Raw genomic sequence first — 14858 nt, 5'->3', positions numbered from 1 at the left:
CCTCTGTGGATGCGCCTTTTTGTATCGATCGTTCCATAAAAGGCGCAGGAAATTCACTCCAGGGCCTCGAGGACCAGCGCCGCCGCCTGGCGGGCCTCCTCGGGGCCGGTACCGCTCTTGATCAGGGTGCGCAGCCCGGCCATGCCCAGGGTCAAGTAGCGGGCCAGCTGGTCGGGATCGCGCCCCGGGGCGATGCTGCCCTCCGCCTGGCCGCGTTCCACGGCACGGCGGAAGACCCCGGTGATCGCCGCCACGCCGTCGCGAGCCTCGCGGGCCGGGACGTCGTCGCGGCGACCGAGCTCGGTGGCCGAGTTGAAGATCAGGCAGCCCAGGGCGGCGCGTTCGGTGGCCGCCTCCCGGGCGGTCTCGAGGAACAGCGTCTCGAGGAAGTCACCCGCCGTGGGGGCGGCCTCCAGGCGCCGATCGAGGCGCTCGATCAGGCGTTCCCGATAGCGGGACAGGGCCGCGAGGAACAGCTGCTCCTTGCTGCCGAAGGCCTGGTACAGGCTACTGCGGGAAAGCTGCATGGCCTCGAGCAGTTGCCGCGTCGAGGCGGCCTGATAACCGCTGGCCCAGAACACCTGCAAAGCAGCGGCCAGGGCGTCGTCGGGGCTGAAGGCGATGGGGCGTCCTCGTGTCATGCCCTCACTTTGGTATCGATCGTTCCATAAATCAAGGCAATCGCCTCACGAGACTCCCCCAATTCATTCGATATACATGAAAATCACCGCATAACAACGACCTATGTCCAGCACAAAGCTTTACTTCCCGCGGCGCCATTGATACAAGTCAAGGGACCACATCCGCTGCTGGGCTAGCCTGAAACCACGCGGGTTCCGCGCACTTTGCACGGGCGGACCGCGGGGCAACCACCGATCGATGCTGACCCAAGCGGGCCTCGGGCCCGTCAGGAGACACACCATGCAACGTCGCAGCTTCCACCTCTCCCTCGGCACGGCCCTGGCCATCGCGGTGCTTGCCAGCCCGGCCGCCATAGGGCATGGCGGTGCGCATACGGACCCCGATGGTCAGGGCCAAGGCCCTGGCATGATGGGCGGCTATCATGGCCAGGGCATGGGGCCCGGCATGATGGGCGGCTACCCCGGCGGGGGCATGGGCCCCGGCATGATGGGCGGCTACCCCGGCGGGGGCATGGGCCCCGGCATGATGGGCGGCTACCCCGGCCAGGGCATGGGGCCCGGCATGATGGGCGGCTATCCTGGCCAGGGCATGGGGCCCGGCATGATGGGCGGCTATCCTGGCCAGGGCATGGGGCCCGGCATGATGGGCGGCTATCATGGCCAGGGCATGGGCCCCGGCATGATGGGCGGCTATCCTGGCCAGGGCATGGGGCCCGGCATGATGGGCGGCTATCATGGCCAGGGCATGGGGCCCGGCATGATGGGCGGCTATCCTGGCCAGGGCATGGGCCCAGGCATGATGGGCGGCTATCCCGGTCAGGGCATGGGGCCCGGTTTCTGGACCCTGCTCACCCCGGAACAGCACCAGCAGGCCCGGCAACTGATGGCGGAACACCAGGCCGCCCAGTATGAGCGCCGCGGCGAGATGATGCGGCTCCGGCAGTCCCTGATGGCGGAACTCCATGCCGAGGACGCACCGGATGCCGAGGCCCTCGCGGAGACCCAGACCCGCCTGGCCGAGCTGCAGCGCCGGATGTGGCTCGAACGTCGTGCCCTGCATGATGCCCTGCAGGGCCTGCTCGACGAGGAGCAGCGCCAGCGACTCACCCCCGGGGACCAAGCCTCCCCCGAATGACCCGCGACCCGGCCGGCGCCCCGCCGGCCATCCATCACCGGAGACCCACGATGAAAGCCAGCCTGGCCCCCCTGCTGACCACCGGCCTGCTGCTCACCGGCGGCATCGCCCACGCCGATGCCCTCGAGGCGCGGCTCTACAAGAATCCCTCCTGCGGCTGTTGCACGGCCTATGCCCGCCAGATGGAGGCCCACGGCTTCGACGTGGAGGTCATCGAGACCCAGGATATCGGCAGCGTGAAGCAGGCCGCCGGCATCCCCTACGGGGAAGGCGCCTGCCACACCATCGAACTCGAGGGCTATGTGATCGAGGGCCACGTGCCCTTCGCCGCCATCGATCGCCTGCTCGAGGAACGCCCCGACATCGACGGCATCGGCCTGGCCGGGATGCCGACGGGTACCCCGGGCATGCCCGGCCCCAAGCAGGCCCCCTATGAGGTGAAGCAGTTCACCGACCGTGAGGCCTCGCCCTGGATGACGATCTGATCGCATCCGTGGCCAGCCGCGCTATGCTGGAAGGTGTGGAGTCCTACATGCCAAGAAGGGAGACACGGTAACCCGACGTTTCGGCCCTGGCGGCCGAAGGAGGCAATGTCATGGCCATGCCGATGACGATACGGGAATACCTCCGCGCCTGTGATATCGACTACGAGGAAGTTCCCCACCCACGCGAGGTCTCGACCAGCCGCATTGCGCAGATGTCGCATGTCGGCGGCAACCAGATGGCCAAGGCGATCATGCTGCATGGTGACGCCGGCTATCGCGTCGCCGTGGTGCCCAGCACCTGCGATGCCGACCTGGAGAAGCTCTCGCAGCTCTTCCACGAGAAGCTGGAACTGGCCTCGGAGGACGAGATCCGGCGGGAGTTCGAGGACTGCGATCCCGGGGCCACCATCGCGGTAGGCCAGGCCTACGGGCTGCAGGTCTATCTCGACGACCAGCTGCGTCACCAGCCGGATATCTACTTCGATGCCGGCGACCATGAGACCCTGGTACACATGAGCGGCAGCGAGTTCGACCGCCTGATGGCCGACAGCCGCCACGGCGAGTTCAGCCGTCACCACTGACGCCAGGCGTCTCGACCTCGACCGGCCATGCGGATACCCGCATGGCCGGTATTCTATGGGGGCGTGGCCTCGATCAGCAGGTTGCGTGGGGTGAGCTCCCGCTCGCAGAAGGTGGCCAGGGTGACGCGGAAGCCGGCCTCCTCCAGCAGGCGCACGCGATCCAGGGCCAGCCAGATCTCCAATGGGCGCCGGAACAGGTGGCGGACCAGCTCCAGCCGCGTGACCGCGGCCAGACGCCGCCAGCCGGCGGCCTCATGGGCGGACCAGTCGAGCCCCGCCGGCAGGGCCAGGCCCTTGCGCTCCGCCGCCCAGTGGCAGAAGCCGGCGAAGTCGTCCGGCAGCTTGCCATAGGCCAGGCTGGGCACCGGCAGGTAGGCATCGCGCCGGCGCACCTCCCGCTGCAGCAGATCGAACCCCAGCCGCCAGGCATTGGCCCGCTCGCGGTGACGGCGCACGCCGCGCGGCGCGGTGACCGTCTCCTGCACCGCCATGGCCAGGTCCTCGCGGCTCGGCGTCCAGTCCCGGGCCGCCAGCAGCTCCCGGCCCTGGCGGGACAGCGGCCGGTAGTCCGCCGCGGCGATGCGATGGTAGCAGCAGGGGGCCAGGCTCACGGCGCTACCGGTCTCGGCGGCCAGGGTCAGCAGCCGCCCGTGCAGGTCGCCGCAAGCATGCAGGGCCGCGACCCGCATGCCGGGCGCCAGCCAGCGCGCGGCGTCGGTGGCCATCACGTCCTGGGGCTGCAACCGCACCGCCAGGCCCTGCCGGTCGGCCTGGTCCTGGCCCGCCTCGCAGAGGCTCGGCTGCCGCTCCAGCCCCGTCACCGGTCGCCGATGCAGCCGTGCCAGGGTCCGGCCCAGGTGGCCCTTGCCGGCACACCACTCCACCAGCTCACCCTCATCCACGGGCACCCGGGACGCGAAGGCCTGGATCTGTCGCCACTTGCGTGCGCCGATGCCCTCGCCCCAGCCGTCCGGCAGCGCGGCGGCGGGCGACACGCCCGACGGCAGGGCCACCAGCGCGGCCAGCTCGTCCACCGGCAACCAGGCCGCCAGCGGCGAATCCGCGAAGGGTGCGGCCTGCCGCCGTTCCACCTCGTCGTCGGGCAGTGCCAGCAGGGTGTCCACGAGGCCGGCGACGCGATTCCCCCAGGGCATCTCGCGATGCTGAAAGGGCAGCGGACGCCACAGGGCCCGCCACTCGGCCAGCAGGGCAGTCAGGCACTGGAAGCGTTGGGCATGGGACGGGGACATGATGCCTTCCGGGGATGGCTCGCGGGAGGCGCAGGGTAACGCATTCCCCGCCCCGGAGCATGGCCCGCTTTGCTCACGCCTCGCCTGGGGGTAGGGTGAGATACCCAGTCGCCGCTCGCGAGGAAGCCCCATGTCTCGCCCCTCCCGTCTCGCCGTCCTCGGGTCCCGCCTGGCCCTGGTGGCGGGGCTCGCCCTGCCGCTCGCCGGTCTCGCCGCCCCCTGCCCGCTGCCCGGCCAGTGGCTGGCCGCCGATGGCACACCGGTGGCCGCCGACGCGCTGATGCGGAACCTGGCCCGCCAGTCGGTGGTGCTGCTCGGCGAGGAGCACGACCGGCCGGCCCATCATCGCTGGCAGCTGCATACCCTCGCCGGCCTGCATGCCCTGCGCCCCGACATGGTGATCGGCCTGGAGATGCTGCCCCGGGAGGCCCAGCCGGCCCTGGATGCCTGGGTGGCCGGTGAGCTCGACGAGGCCGCGTTCCTCGAGGCCAGCGACTGGGCGACGGCCTGGGGCCTCGACCCGGCCCTCTACCTGCCGATCCTGCACTTCGCCCGCATGCACGGCGTGCCGCTCAGGGCGCTGAACGTCGCCCCCGCCCTGCGTCGCCGGCTGGCCGGCGACGGCTGGGCGTCGGTCCCCGCCGGGGAGCGCTTCGATATCCCCCCTCCCGCCGCCCCCTCGCCGGGCTATCGTCGGTCCCTGGCCGAGGTCTTCGACCAACATGCCGGAGGCGACGATCCCGCCGCGCAGGAGCGCTTCGTCGCCGCCCAGCTGGTCTGGGACCGGGTCATGGCCAGCGCCCTGGCCGAGGCCGCCGAGGACGGCGCCCTGGTGGTGGGCCTGATGGGCCTGCGCCACCTGAGCTTCGGGCACGGCGTGCCTCACCAGTTGGCCGACCTGGGCGTGACCGATCAGCAGAGCCTGATGCCGCGCCCGCAGCAAGCGGACTGCCAGGCGCCGCCCGAGGGGCTGGCCGATGGCTACTTCACCCTCGGCGACGAGGCCTCCTTCGCGCCCCCGGCGCCGCCGCGCCTCGGCGTGATGATCGGCCCCCGCTCGGCCGGGGTGGTGATCCAGTCGGTCGAGCCGGACTCGGTGGCCGCGGCGGCCGGCCTGCGGGAAGGCGACGTGATCCTCGCCGCGGCGGGGCGGCCGCTGGACGCCCCCGCGGAGCTGTCCGCCCGGGTCCGCGAGCAACCTCCGGGGACGCTGCTGCCCCTCGTGATCCGTCGCGACGACGACGTCCGGGAGGTGCTGGCCCGCTTCCCGGCCACGGCACCATGAGGCGGTGCCACCCTGCGCCACCATGGTCGGCACAGCCCTAGGCAATGTCCGAAAAGTGCCTGCGCTCGGCTATACGGCGTTAAAAATCGGCTCAAAGTGCTCATTTACTACCTGTAAACTCCGCCTTTTCACCGATTTTTGCCTTGTCTAGCCTTCGCTCGTCGACTTTCCAGACAAAGCCTAGGTCCTGGATGCCGGCGGCAGGACGCAGGTACCTGGCCGGCGCCCCCGCCACGCCCGGAACGAGGGTCCCGAGGGCCCGCGACCCGCCCTTCCTTAAGAAAGCCTTAAGCTTTTTCGCTCAGACTGCCGCCGCCACGCACGCCCCGCCGGCATCAGGATCCTCGGCCATGCAGGACGGGAAAGCCCGTCGATGACGGCATTTCATACGTCGATCAACCAGCCCCATTAGTGATATCTCCGGCCCTGCTGTAGAATCTTGCGCGCTTCCACCCCCTCCTCCCCTCTTTCCCAGGATGTTTTCGTTCATGCTGACTCACCGACATTCGCCCCACTGGCTCCGGCACAGCGCCCGATGGCCAGGGATTCTCGTGCTCGTCGTTCTGGCGCTGTTCAGCCCACCGCTGCTGGCCGCCGGCGCCGGCGAGCTCGACCTGACCTATTCGCTGAGCGGCTTCACCGCGGTGATGCTGTTCCTCGTCGCCTACGGCCTGGTGATGGCCGAGGAACAGCTGCACATGCGCAAGTCGAAGCCGGTGCTCGTGGCGGCGGGCCTTATCTGGATGTTGATCGGTTGGATCTATGTCCAGGAAGGCCTGCCGGACGCCGTCGAGCACGCCTTCAGCGCGACCCTGCTGGAGTACACCGAGCTGCTGCTCTTCCTGCTGGTGGCGATGACCTACGTCAACGCCATGGAAGAGCGCCGGGTCTTCGACAAGCTGCGCGCCTGGATGGTGGAAACGGGGTTCAGCTACCGCACCCTGTTCTGGATCACCGGCGTGCTGGCCTTCTGGATCTCGACCGTCGCCAACAACCTGACCACCGCCATGCTGATGTGCGCGGTGGTGCTCAAGGTGGCCGAGGGCGACAAGCGCTTCATCAACCTGTGCTGCGTCAATATCGTGGTGGCTTCGAATGCCGGTGGCGCCTTCAGCCCCTTCGGCGACATCACCACCCTGATGGTGTGGCAGGCCAAGCTGGTCGAGTTCCAGGAGTTCTTCGAGCTGCTCGGCCCGTCGCTGGTCAACTACCTGCTGCCGGCCCTGGTGATGAGCGCCTTCATCAGGAACCGCAAGCCCGGCTCCCTCGAGGAGGCGGTCTGGCTCAAGCGCGGCGCCCGGCGCATCGTCTTCCTGTTCCTGCTCACGGTGGTGATCGCCGTGCTCTGCCATACCGTGCTGAACCTGCCGCCGGCCCTGGGCATGATGATGGGCCTCGGGTTCCTGCAGTTCTTCGGCTACTACCTGCGCCGCAGCCTGCCGCGCTCCCTGGCGCGCAAGCGCACCCGCTACAGCCAGCGCGGCGACTGGCGCAAGCTCGAGTCGCTGGGCAGCGTGGTGCCCTTCGACGTCTTCACGCGTATCGCCCGTTCCGAGTGGGATACCCTGCTGTTCTTCTACGGCGTGGTGATGTCGGTGGGCGGCCTGGGCTTCATGGGCTATCTGGCGCTGCTGTCCGAGTCCCTCTATGCCGGCTGGGATCCCACCTGGGCCAATATCGTGCTGGGCGTGGTCTCGGCGGTGGTCGACAACATTCCGGTGATGTTCGCGGTCATCTCCATGGAGCCCGACATGTCCATGGGCAACTGGCTGCTGATCACCCTCACCGCCGGTGTCGGCGGCAGCCTGCTCTCCGTGGGGTCCGCGGCCGGGGTGGCGCTGATGGGCCAGGCCCGGGGCATCTACACCTTCGGCGGCCACATGCGCTGGGCCCCGGTCATCGCCCTGGGCTATGTCGGCAGCGTACTCATGCACCTGTGGCTCAATGCCGAGAGCTTCAACGTCTTCCACTGATCCTGCCCCGCCCCGGCGCCTCGTCGCCGGACCCGCCATGGCCCGCCGAAGCGGGCCATCTCCCTCTCCCGCCGCTTTCGGTGACGGCCACGTTCGTGTCCCTCGGCCCGGAGAGGGTGACGGCACTGCTATGCTGTTCGGCAAGCACAGCCAGAGCCGCTCCGGCCCCCTGACCCATGACACTCTACCGTTTCGTCACCTGCTGGCGGCTCGAGGCGCCCATCGACCGGGTCTACCAGGCCTTGAGCCATCCGGCGCAGTGGCCGGACTGGTGGCCGGGGCTGGTCGAGGTGGAACCCCTGGCCCGGGGCGATCGACGGGGCATCGGCAGTTGCTACCGCTATACCTGGCGAAGTCGCCTGGGCTACCGATTGTGCTTCGCGATCCGCGTGACCCGGGTGCGCCCGCCGACGCTGATCGAGGCCGAGGCCCAGGGGGACCTGGAGGGCGTGGGCCGCTGGGAACTCCGCGAGACCCGGGACGGCACCGAGATTCGCTACCACTGGCAGGTGCGCACCCGACGGCGCTGGATGAACCTGCTCGCCCCCCTCGCCCGGCCCCTCTTCACCTGGAGCCATCACGCCATGATGCGACGGGGCGCGCTCGGTCTGGCCGGCTTCCTGCGGGTCCGGCTGCTGGCCAGCGCCCCCGCTCGGGAATGACACTCGCGACGGACCGGTTCAGCGCACCAGGCCGAGGCGCTCATGCCACTCGGCGATGCTCTCGTCCGGGTAGCCGGCGAAGCACTGGTCGGTGTCCCTGGCCTCGAGTTCCACCCAGCTCGGCTTGCTCGCCAGCATCAGGTGCACCCGTTCGGGCGGCACCGGCAGCTCGCTATCGATGGCCGAGGCGAAGGGATGCACCAGCTCGGGCCAGTCCGGATCATAGACCCAGAGGGCACTGCCGCAGCGCGCGCAGAAGTGCCGTTCACCGCGGCTGGTCACGCCATCGATCACCGCGTGGTAGATCGAGGTGAAGGCCTCGCCCTGCACCTCCAGCGTCTCCGCCCGGCCGCTCAGGTTGATGGCATAGCCGCCCCCGCCGGCCGTCTTGCGACAGATCGAGCAGTAGCAGCGATTGAAGGGATAGGGATGCGGCGATTCCACGCGAAAGGTGACCGCCCGGCAGTGACAGGATCCCTCGAGCAGCATGGTGGCTTCCTCCAATGCCGATGATGATCCCCAGCCTAGCAGACCGGGATCGCCGTCCCGCCCGGCATCGCCAACGAGAGGGCCGGGGCGCGAGGCCCCGGCCCGGGACATGCTGTCACCGGCTTACCGCCACCAGGGAGTCTCTTCCCTGACGCTGCGCCGCTGCATCTGGTGCTGGTCCTGGGGGACCACCGCCTTGTGCAGGCGGGCACTGCGTTGTTCCCAGTAAGCGGAATCGTTGGCCAGGACCGGAAGATCACCGGCCTGCATCATGCTGGCACCACCGCCAGCGTTGAGACCTGCACCGTGCTGCTGCAATGCCGACGAATCCATGGCCAGTGCCGATGCGGGGGCCAGCAAGCACAGGACGAGCGAGGTCGTGAGAAGCGTGCGTTTCATGGGACACCTCGAACTGCCGTGAAGCCATCAATGTCGTTCCGCGGAGGGTCTGACCCAAGGGTCGCGGCCATCCACAGACGACCCTGCCAGGTCCGGCCGGTCCTGGTGTGAGAGAGAAGAGGAATCGCATGAAGAAGATGAGGTCGCACATGGGGTACAGAGGCCCAGGTTCTTTGCGCTTAGCCTTCTGGCCGCCTGGGGTGGGCGTCCGGCCTGGCCTATTCACTATAGTTCCTGGCGGAGCCGAGGGTATCGGCAACCCAGGGGAAAAGGCGGTGGCCGATGCAAAATCAGGCTTTCGACTGCCGAGAGACCCGGCCATGGGCCGGCGCCCTCGATGGGCGCGCTGTTCTCGGGACAGAGCGCCCGGGGCCGGCCCCTGGGCACCGACCGATACCCGCATGGTTAGCGTGCCGCCGCCAGATCACCGAGCAGGGTCGACGGACAGGCGGGCCAGCCAACGCGCCTGAGCCCCGCCCAGAGGCTGACCTGGTTGGCGGTCAGCACCACGCTGCCGGCCTCCCGGCCCACCGCCGCCAGCCGGGCGAGACTGTCGACGGCGGTGTCGGGCACCAGCAGGGGCCGAGAGGTATCGGGATACTGGTCGCGGAAGCGGCGGATCTCCGCCAGGAGATCGGCCCGGTGCGAATCGGCGGCATAGGGACAGTCCAGCGCCTTGGCATGGTGCACCGTGACGCCCCCCTCACGCAGGAAGCTCACCAGCCGCAGCGTCACGTCATCGGGATAGGGGCTCAGCAGGTCGACATGGTCGCGTCCCAACGCCTCGAGGGCCTCGAGGAAGGCCAGCGCCGTGCTCGTGACCGGCACGCCCAGTGCGGCCTGCAGCGCGGCGGCCTGCTGCCGGGCCCAGTCCAGGCCCCCGACGAAGCTGGCGCTGGTACAGGCCCAGACCACCGCCTGGGCACCCTCCCCCACCAGCGCGATCCCCGCCGGGGCGAGCCGTTCGGGGGCGCCGAGGGCCAACAGCGCCGGCGGGGCATGGTGGCCATCGCTGGGGATCCTGCCCACCTCGATGGCGGGCAGCTCGCCCGGGGCACGAGCGGACAGGTCGTACCACTCATAGTCATCCGGGCCATCATCGGGCAGCAGGATGCCCAGGCGGTGCTCCGGCGTCATGGTCGGCCTCTTTCGGTCACAACGGCACGCTTCGATCTCGTCTGACCTTACGCTGGCACATGGCATGTCCCTGGGCAATGCCGTCGGTCACGCAACGCCAACCTTCTCGGTGCTTTCCGTCGTCTGGAGCGAGGCAACACCTCCTGGGGGCGAGCCGGCATCAGTCTGCCGCGCAACGTGCCACGCCCTCCGCCAGGTCGCGGACGACGCCGGCATAGAGGTCGGGACCGGGGGTGTGGCCCACGCCCAGGGGGTCGATGACCACCGAGGTGTCTACCCCCATGTCGCCGAAGACGCTGCGTACCAGCTCGGGGTTGTACTGGGGTTCGGAGAACACGCAGTCGATGTCGAGCGTCTCGACCCGGCGCTGGATTTCCCTCACCCGCGCCGGGCTCGGATCGGAGGCGTCCCCCAGGGAGATGGCGCCGGCGGCCGGCACGCCGAAGCGGTGCTCGAAGTACTGGTAGGCGTCGTGGAAGACGATGAAACGGGCCTCCCCGGCCGCCGCCAGGCGCTGCTCGACGTCCTCGATCAGCCGCTCCAGGTCGGCCTGGCCCTGCCGGGCGTTCTCCCGATAGGTCGCGGCGTGGGCCGGGTCCGCCTCGGCCAGCGTCTCGGCCATGGCACCCAGCCAGACCTGGGCGTTGCGGGGATCGAGCCAGGCATGGGGATCGCGGCCCTCATGGCCATGCTGACGGCCACGCTCAGCCTGGTGGTCATGGTCATGGTCATGGTCATGGTCATGGTCATGGTCATGGTCATGGTCATGGTCGTCAGTATCGTGGTGACCATGCCCCGGTTCCTCGCCAGGCTCATGGGCCTCGAAGGTGGCCCCGTGGCGGTAGTCATGGCGGACCAGGCCGGGCACGTCCAGCAGCTCGACCGTGGTGGCGTCGCCGGCCAATGACGCGAGCGAGCGCTCGAGCCAGGGCGTCAGCGACTCCCCGACCCAGAACACCACCTCGGCCCGGTCCAGGCTGGCGGCCTCGGAGGGGCGCATGGAATAGCCATGGGGCGAGGCGCCGGGCCGGATGACCAGCTCGGGCGCACCGAGGTCCCCCATGACCCGGGAGGCCAGGGCATGCACCGGCGGGATGTCCACCGCTACCGTGGGCACCTCGGCGGCCGCCAGGGCGGGGGTGGCGAGCAAGGGAAGCAGTAGCGAGCGGGAACTGACGAGCATGCGATATCTCCGAGAAGGCCCGTTGCCGGACACGAAATGTAATGATATAACATTACTAAAATTACCAAGCGTCTCATGAGCATGCAAGGCAATACCACGGTCCTTCCCCCACCGCCCACCCCCCGGCTGCTGGCCGAGGCGGATCGCCTCTGCCGGCGACGGCGCCTGCAGTTGACACCCGGCCGTCGGCGGGTCCTGGAAATCCTGCTCGACCGCCGGCGGGCCATGAAGGCCTACGACATCCTCGACTGCCTGGCCGAGGAAGGCGCGGGCGCCCAGCCGCCGATCGTCTATCGCGCGCTGCGCTTCCTGGTCCGACATGGCTTCGTCCATCGCCTGGAGAGCGCCAACGCCTTCGTCGCCTGCTGCGCACCGGAAGCGCGCCATGAGGCGGCCTTCACCCTGTGCCGGCGTTGCGGGTCGGTCGAGGAGATCCTCCTCGAGCCGGGCACCACCGGGAGGGTGGCGCCGCCCGGGGGAACCGGCTTCCGGGTCGACGCCACCATGATCGAGATGCACGGACTCTGCGCCACCTGCCGTCACGAGGACACTCCATGCCCCTGCTGACCCTGCACGACATCGGCGTCACCCGGCGCGGCAACACCATCCTGGCGGGCATCGACCTGGCCCTGCAGGCGGGCGAGATCGTGACCGTCGTGGGACCGAACGGCTCGGGCAAGACCACCCTGCTGCGGGTGATCATCGGTGCCCTGACGCCGACCCGGGGCGAGATCGAGCACCACTCGGCGCTGACTCTCGGCTATGTGCCGCAACGCCTGCACATCGATCCGACGCTGCCCATGACCGTGGCCCGCTTCATGGCCCTGCCCCGGCGCCGGCCCGCCGATGCCCTGCACCGGGCACTCGAGCAGGCCGGCGCCGAGGGGCTGGCCGACCGGCAGATGGCCACGCTCTCGGGGGGCCAGTTCCAGCGCGTGCTGCTGGCCCGCGCCCTGCTCGGGCGGCCCGACCTGCTGATCCTCGACGAGGCCAACCAGGGGCTCGACCATCGCGCCACGGCGGCCTTCTATCGCCAGATCGACCGCGTGCGCCGGGAGCTCGGCTGCAGCGTGCTGATGGTCAGCCACGAGTTGCACGTGGTGATGAAGGCCTCGGACCGGGTGATCTGCCTCAACGGCCACATCTGCTGCCAGGGCCGGCCCGAGGCGGTAGCCAGCTCCCCGGCCTACCGCGACCTGCTGGGCGTCGACGAGCGGGACGCGGTGGCCTTCTACCGACACGATCATGACCTCGCGGAGGCCTTGCCATGATGCTCGACGATTTCCTGGTCCGCGCGGCCCTGGGCGGTACCGGCGTGGCCCTGGCGGCCGCGCCGCTGGGCTGCTTCGTGGTCTGGCGACGCATGGCCTATTTCGGCGACGCCACCGCCCATGCGGCCATCCTCGGGGTGGCGCTCTCCCTGGTGCTGTCCACCTCGCTGTTCGCCGGGGTGCTGACGGTCTCCTTGCTGATGGCGATGACCGTGTCGGTGCTGAGCGGCCGGGGCTACGCCATGGATACCCTGCTGGGCGTCACGGCTCACTCGGCGCTGGCCTTCGGGCTGGTCGCGGTGTCCTTCGTGTCGGGCGTGCGCATCGACCTCATGGGCTATCTCGTCGGCGATATCCTGGCCGTGAGCCGGGCGGACCTGGCGATCATCTGGGGCGGCGCGCTGCTGGTGCTGGCCCTGCTCGGCCTGCGCTGGTCGGCCCTGCTGACCGCCACCCTGAGCCCGGACCTGGCCCATGCCGGCGGCATCGACCCGAAGCGCGAGCAACTGGTGCTCACGCTGTGCCTGGCGATGGTGGTGGCCGTAGCCATCAAGGTGGTGGGCGTGCTGCTGATCGCCGCCTTGCTGATCATCCCCGCCGCCGCGGCCCGGCCCTTCAGCCATACCCCGGAACGCATGGTGCTGGTCGCGGCGGCGATCGGCGTCCTCTCGGCCAACGGCGGCCTGGCCGCCGCCTATCGCCTGGACACTCCCACCGGCCCCACCATCGTCTGCCTGGCGACGCTGCTGTTCCTGGCGGCCAGCCTGGTCGGACGGCGGCTCGGGCCCACGGCCTCGCGGGCCACCGGGCCACGCCAATAGGCGGGCGGGCTTTCTCGTCGCGCCCTCTCGGCCGGTGGAGCGAGGCGTCAGATCGACCCTGCCTCGCGCCAGTTCCACTGGCTGCGCGCCACGGCGTCATGGGCGTGCAGGCTCTCGGCGTGCACCACCCGCAGCCGGAAGCCGATCACGCCGGGCTGATCGCGCAGGACGCGATCCAGCCGACGGGCGGCGTCCTCGCAGAACATCAGGTTCTGGCCGTTGGCCAGGGCGAAGGCCTGCTCATCGACCCGCTTGACCGCCGTCTGCAGGGCGGTGCCCAGGGCGCTCTCCACCCGGTCGATGACCTCGACCACGGGCAGGGTCTCGGTCTCGGGATCCAGCCGCAGCTGGAGATGTGCCTGGCTGCGCTGGCTGTGCGGCGTGGCGACGATGCCCTGCTCGCTGCCCAGCCAGGCCCGCACGGCCTCGCGGTCAACGGTCTGCCCCTCGGCGAAGTCGCGGTCGAAGCCTTCCTGAATGAGCTGGCGCGCCAGGGCCGCGGAGCAGGGACAGGTCGAGGAGTAGCCGATGGCGAGCTCCAGCCGCGCCTCGACCCCCTCATGGGTGAGGCGGCTGCGGACGACCAGGGGGTAGGCCTTCCAGCCCGCCAGGGGGCTGACCAAGGCGGGCCGGCGCAGCAGGACATCCCCCTGGAGATCGAGGAAGGCGCCCTGCGAGAGCCCGTGGTGGCTGTCGAGGAAATGCGCCAGCACCTCGCGCAACCGGGTCGGGGTGAGGTCCTGGCCCGCCAGGCGCTCGAGGGCCAGGTAGAGCCGCGACATGTGGATGCCCCGGGCCCCGGGGTCGTCCAGGCTGACGCCCGCATCGGCCCGCCCCGCCATGGGCTGCCCGGCCACCTGCAGCGGCAGGTCGATGCCCTCCATGCCGACCCAGGCCAGGCGGGCGGGCTGATGGGCGCTGCCCTCGGCGATGTCGATGAGTGAGGTATGCGTCATGCGTCCTGGTCCTCGGCAACCTGGGGAGCGAAGTCGGCGAAGGGGTCGGGCAGGGGCTGAGACTGGCTCATCGGGTGTCTCCTCTCGCCTTGTGATAATGGTGTTCCCGCTGTTCCTGACGCGCCTTGGCCTCGACGCAGAGCCGCGCCGTGGGACGAAACATCAAGCGGGCCAGGCCGATCGGCAGGCCCGTTTCCTCGCAAAAGCCGTACTCGCCCTCGTCGAGGCGTCGCAGTGCCGCCTCGATGTTGCGCAACAGGCGTGTCTCACGATCCGCCTGACGCAGCGACAAGCGGATCTCTTCCTCACTGGCGGCCTGATCGAGCTCATCGCCGCCACGCTCATGGTGGGCGATCGACTCGCGCACCTCCTGGAGGCGCGCCTCGATGATCCCGCGCTCGTCGAGCAGACGGCGCCGAAAGAAGGCCCGCTGCTCGTCGTCCATGTAGGCCTCGTCGGGCATCGCCAGCAGGCGACGCTCCTCTGCGCTGTACGCCATCTCGGGGGCTCTCCTGAGCCGCGGGGTGGGATGCGGCTTCAAACGGCGAAAAAGATACGTTATAACATATCAAACATGCAAGTCACCCGGT

At 69.6% G+C, this 14858-nt stretch carries 17 protein-coding genes; 9 read left to right on the top strand and 8 right to left on the bottom strand.

Annotation, left to right across the window (positions count from 1 at the left end):
• Window positions 1-53: 53 nt before the first annotated feature.
• Window positions 54-641 carry a TetR/AcrR family transcriptional regulator gene (locus FHR97_RS18030; protein WP_183385186.1) on the bottom strand — a complete coding sequence of 196 codons (588 nt, stop codon included), beginning with the start codon at window positions 639-641 and terminating at the stop codon, window positions 54-56.
• A 280-nt stretch (window positions 642-921) separates the two neighbouring features.
• Between FHR97_RS18030 and FHR97_RS18025 the strand changes: the two genes are divergently transcribed.
• The 3 genes from FHR97_RS18025 (at window position 922) to FHR97_RS18015 (ending at window position 2842) form a co-directional block, all read left to right on the top strand.
• The gene (locus FHR97_RS18025) at window positions 922-1776 is read left to right on the top strand and encodes a hypothetical protein (protein WP_183385185.1); all 855 of its coding nucleotides are present in this window, start codon (window positions 922-924) and stop codon (window positions 1774-1776) included.
• Between the two features lie 50 nt (window positions 1777-1826).
• On the top strand, window positions 1827-2261 hold the full coding sequence (locus tag FHR97_RS18020; RefSeq protein ID WP_183385184.1) for a DUF411 domain-containing protein: 435 nt from the start codon (window positions 1827-1829) through the stop codon (window positions 2259-2261).
• A gap of 110 nt (window positions 2262-2371) precedes the next feature.
• Entirely contained in the window at window positions 2372-2842 is a 471-nt protein-coding gene (locus FHR97_RS18015) for an aminoacyl-tRNA deacylase (RefSeq protein WP_183385183.1), read from the top strand.
• Between the two features lie 53 nt (window positions 2843-2895).
• Here FHR97_RS18015 and FHR97_RS20565 read toward each other — a convergent pair whose 3' ends face one another.
• Window positions 2896-4092 (bottom strand): methyltransferase, encoded by a 1197-nt coding sequence (locus tag FHR97_RS20565; RefSeq protein ID WP_183385182.1) that lies wholly within the window; start codon window positions 4090-4092, stop codon window positions 2896-2898.
• A gap of 130 nt (window positions 4093-4222) precedes the next feature.
• On the opposite strand from FHR97_RS20565, the gene FHR97_RS18005 reads away from it, so the two are divergent.
• From FHR97_RS18005 to FHR97_RS17995, 3 genes are all read left to right on the top strand, one after another.
• Window positions 4223-5377, top strand: coding sequence for a ChaN family lipoprotein (locus FHR97_RS18005; RefSeq protein WP_183385181.1), 1155 nt, complete (start codon window positions 4223-4225; stop codon window positions 5375-5377).
• A 488-nt stretch (window positions 5378-5865) separates the two neighbouring features.
• The gene (nhaD, locus tag FHR97_RS18000) at window positions 5866-7350 is read left to right on the top strand and encodes a sodium:proton antiporter NhaD (RefSeq protein WP_183385180.1); all 1485 of its coding nucleotides are present in this window, start codon (window positions 5866-5868) and stop codon (window positions 7348-7350) included.
• Window positions 7351-7526: 176 nt separating this feature from the next.
• Window positions 7527-8012: an SRPBCC family protein gene (locus tag FHR97_RS17995; protein ID WP_183385179.1), complete on the top strand. Its 486-nt coding sequence runs from the start codon at window positions 7527-7529 to the stop codon at window positions 8010-8012.
• Between the two features lie 18 nt (window positions 8013-8030).
• Here FHR97_RS17995 and FHR97_RS17990 read toward each other — a convergent pair whose 3' ends face one another.
• From FHR97_RS17990 to FHR97_RS17975, 4 genes are all read right to left on the bottom strand, one after another.
• Window positions 8031-8501 carry a GFA family protein gene (locus FHR97_RS17990; protein ID WP_183385178.1) on the bottom strand — a complete coding sequence of 157 codons (471 nt, stop codon included), beginning with the start codon at window positions 8499-8501 and terminating at the stop codon, window positions 8031-8033.
• A gap of 123 nt (window positions 8502-8624) precedes the next feature.
• Complete coding sequence (locus FHR97_RS17985) at window positions 8625-8900, bottom strand: hypothetical protein (RefSeq protein WP_183385177.1); 276 nt, start codon at window positions 8898-8900, stop codon at window positions 8625-8627.
• Between the two features lie 405 nt (window positions 8901-9305).
• The gene (locus tag FHR97_RS17980; protein ID WP_183385176.1) at window positions 9306-10037 is read right to left on the bottom strand and encodes an aspartate racemase/maleate isomerase family protein; all 732 of its coding nucleotides are present in this window, start codon (window positions 10035-10037) and stop codon (window positions 9306-9308) included.
• Window positions 10038-10197: 160 nt separating this feature from the next.
• Entirely contained in the window at window positions 10198-11220 is a 1023-nt protein-coding gene (locus FHR97_RS17975) for a zinc ABC transporter substrate-binding protein (RefSeq protein WP_183385175.1), read from the bottom strand.
• A gap of 75 nt (window positions 11221-11295) precedes the next feature.
• On the opposite strand from FHR97_RS17975, the gene FHR97_RS17970 reads away from it, so the two are divergent.
• The 3 genes from FHR97_RS17970 to FHR97_RS17960 are packed head-to-tail and all read left to right on the top strand — an operon-like array spanning window position 11296 to window position 13312.
• The gene (locus tag FHR97_RS17970) at window positions 11296-11787 is read left to right on the top strand and encodes a Fur family transcriptional regulator (protein ID WP_183385174.1); all 492 of its coding nucleotides are present in this window, start codon (window positions 11296-11298) and stop codon (window positions 11785-11787) included.
• Window positions 11775-12491, top strand: coding sequence for a metal ABC transporter ATP-binding protein (locus tag FHR97_RS17965; RefSeq protein WP_183385173.1), 717 nt, complete (start codon window positions 11775-11777; stop codon window positions 12489-12491). Before FHR97_RS17970 ends, FHR97_RS17965 begins: the two co-directional genes overlap by 13 nt.
• Window positions 12488-13312, top strand: coding sequence for a metal ABC transporter permease (locus FHR97_RS17960; protein ID WP_221187856.1), 825 nt, complete (start codon window positions 12488-12490; stop codon window positions 13310-13312). Before FHR97_RS17965 ends, FHR97_RS17960 begins: the two co-directional genes overlap by 4 nt.
• Window positions 13313-13359: 47 nt before the next feature.
• Here FHR97_RS17960 and folE2 read toward each other — a convergent pair whose 3' ends face one another.
• Both folE2 and FHR97_RS17950 read right to left on the bottom strand, forming a co-directional pair.
• Window positions 13360-14268 carry a GTP cyclohydrolase FolE2 gene (gene folE2, locus FHR97_RS17955; RefSeq protein WP_183385172.1) on the bottom strand — a complete coding sequence of 303 codons (909 nt, stop codon included), beginning with the start codon at window positions 14266-14268 and terminating at the stop codon, window positions 13360-13362.
• 67 nt (window positions 14269-14335) lie between these two features.
• Window positions 14336-14767, bottom strand: coding sequence for a TraR/DksA family transcriptional regulator (locus FHR97_RS17950; RefSeq protein ID WP_183385171.1), 432 nt, complete (start codon window positions 14765-14767; stop codon window positions 14336-14338).
• Between the last annotated feature and the right edge of the window lie 91 nt (window positions 14768-14858).

The sequence above is a fragment of the Halomonas stenophila genome (assembly GCF_014192275.1).
GTDB classification, from domain to species: Bacteria; Pseudomonadota; Gammaproteobacteria; order Pseudomonadales; family Halomonadaceae; genus Halomonas; species Halomonas stenophila.
The sequence above is the reverse complement of the archived record's forward strand: the minus strand, read 5'-3'. Positions and strand labels throughout refer to the sequence as shown.

Bases quoted from the DNA above. Each gene is read 5' to 3' on its own strand.
- FHR97_RS17960 (WP_221187856.1), top strand. From the start codon at position 12,488: ATGATGCTCGACGATTTCCTGGTCCGCGCGGCCCTGGGCGGTACCGGC.
- FHR97_RS20565 (WP_183385182.1), bottom strand. From the start codon at position 4,092: ATGTCCCCGTCCCATGCCCAACGCTTCCAGTGCCTGACTGCCCTGCTG.
- FHR97_RS17970 (WP_183385174.1), top strand. From the start codon at position 11,296: ATGAGCATGCAAGGCAATACCACGGTCCTTCCCCCACCGCCCACCCCC.
- FHR97_RS17950 (WP_183385171.1), bottom strand. From the start codon at position 14,767: ATGGCGTACAGCGCAGAGGAGCGTCGCCTGCTGGCGATGCCCGACGAG.
- FHR97_RS17995 (WP_183385179.1), top strand. From the start codon at position 7,527: ATGACACTCTACCGTTTCGTCACCTGCTGGCGGCTCGAGGCGCCCATC.
- FHR97_RS17965 (WP_183385173.1), top strand. From the start codon at position 11,775: ATGCCCCTGCTGACCCTGCACGACATCGGCGTCACCCGGCGCGGCAAC.
- FHR97_RS17985 (WP_183385177.1), bottom strand. From the start codon at position 8,900: ATGAAACGCACGCTTCTCACGACCTCGCTCGTCCTGTGCTTGCTGGCC.
- nhaD (WP_183385180.1), top strand. From the start codon at position 5,866: ATGCTGACTCACCGACATTCGCCCCACTGGCTCCGGCACAGCGCCCGA.
- FHR97_RS17975 (WP_183385175.1), bottom strand. From the start codon at position 11,220: ATGCTCGTCAGTTCCCGCTCGCTACTGCTTCCCTTGCTCGCCACCCCC.
- FHR97_RS18005 (WP_183385181.1), top strand. From the start codon at position 4,223: ATGTCTCGCCCCTCCCGTCTCGCCGTCCTCGGGTCCCGCCTGGCCCTG.
- FHR97_RS18030 (WP_183385186.1), bottom strand. From the start codon at position 641: ATGACACGAGGACGCCCCATCGCCTTCAGCCCCGACGACGCCCTGGCC.
- FHR97_RS17990 (WP_183385178.1), bottom strand. From the start codon at position 8,501: ATGCTGCTCGAGGGATCCTGTCACTGCCGGGCGGTCACCTTTCGCGTG.
- FHR97_RS18020 (WP_183385184.1), top strand. From the start codon at position 1,827: ATGAAAGCCAGCCTGGCCCCCCTGCTGACCACCGGCCTGCTGCTCACC.
- FHR97_RS18015 (WP_183385183.1), top strand. From the start codon at position 2,372: ATGGCCATGCCGATGACGATACGGGAATACCTCCGCGCCTGTGATATC.
- FHR97_RS17980 (WP_183385176.1), bottom strand. From the start codon at position 10,037: ATGACGCCGGAGCACCGCCTGGGCATCCTGCTGCCCGATGATGGCCCG.
- FHR97_RS18025 (WP_183385185.1), top strand. From the start codon at position 922: ATGCAACGTCGCAGCTTCCACCTCTCCCTCGGCACGGCCCTGGCCATC.
- folE2 (WP_183385172.1), bottom strand. From the start codon at position 14,268: ATGACGCATACCTCACTCATCGACATCGCCGAGGGCAGCGCCCATCAG.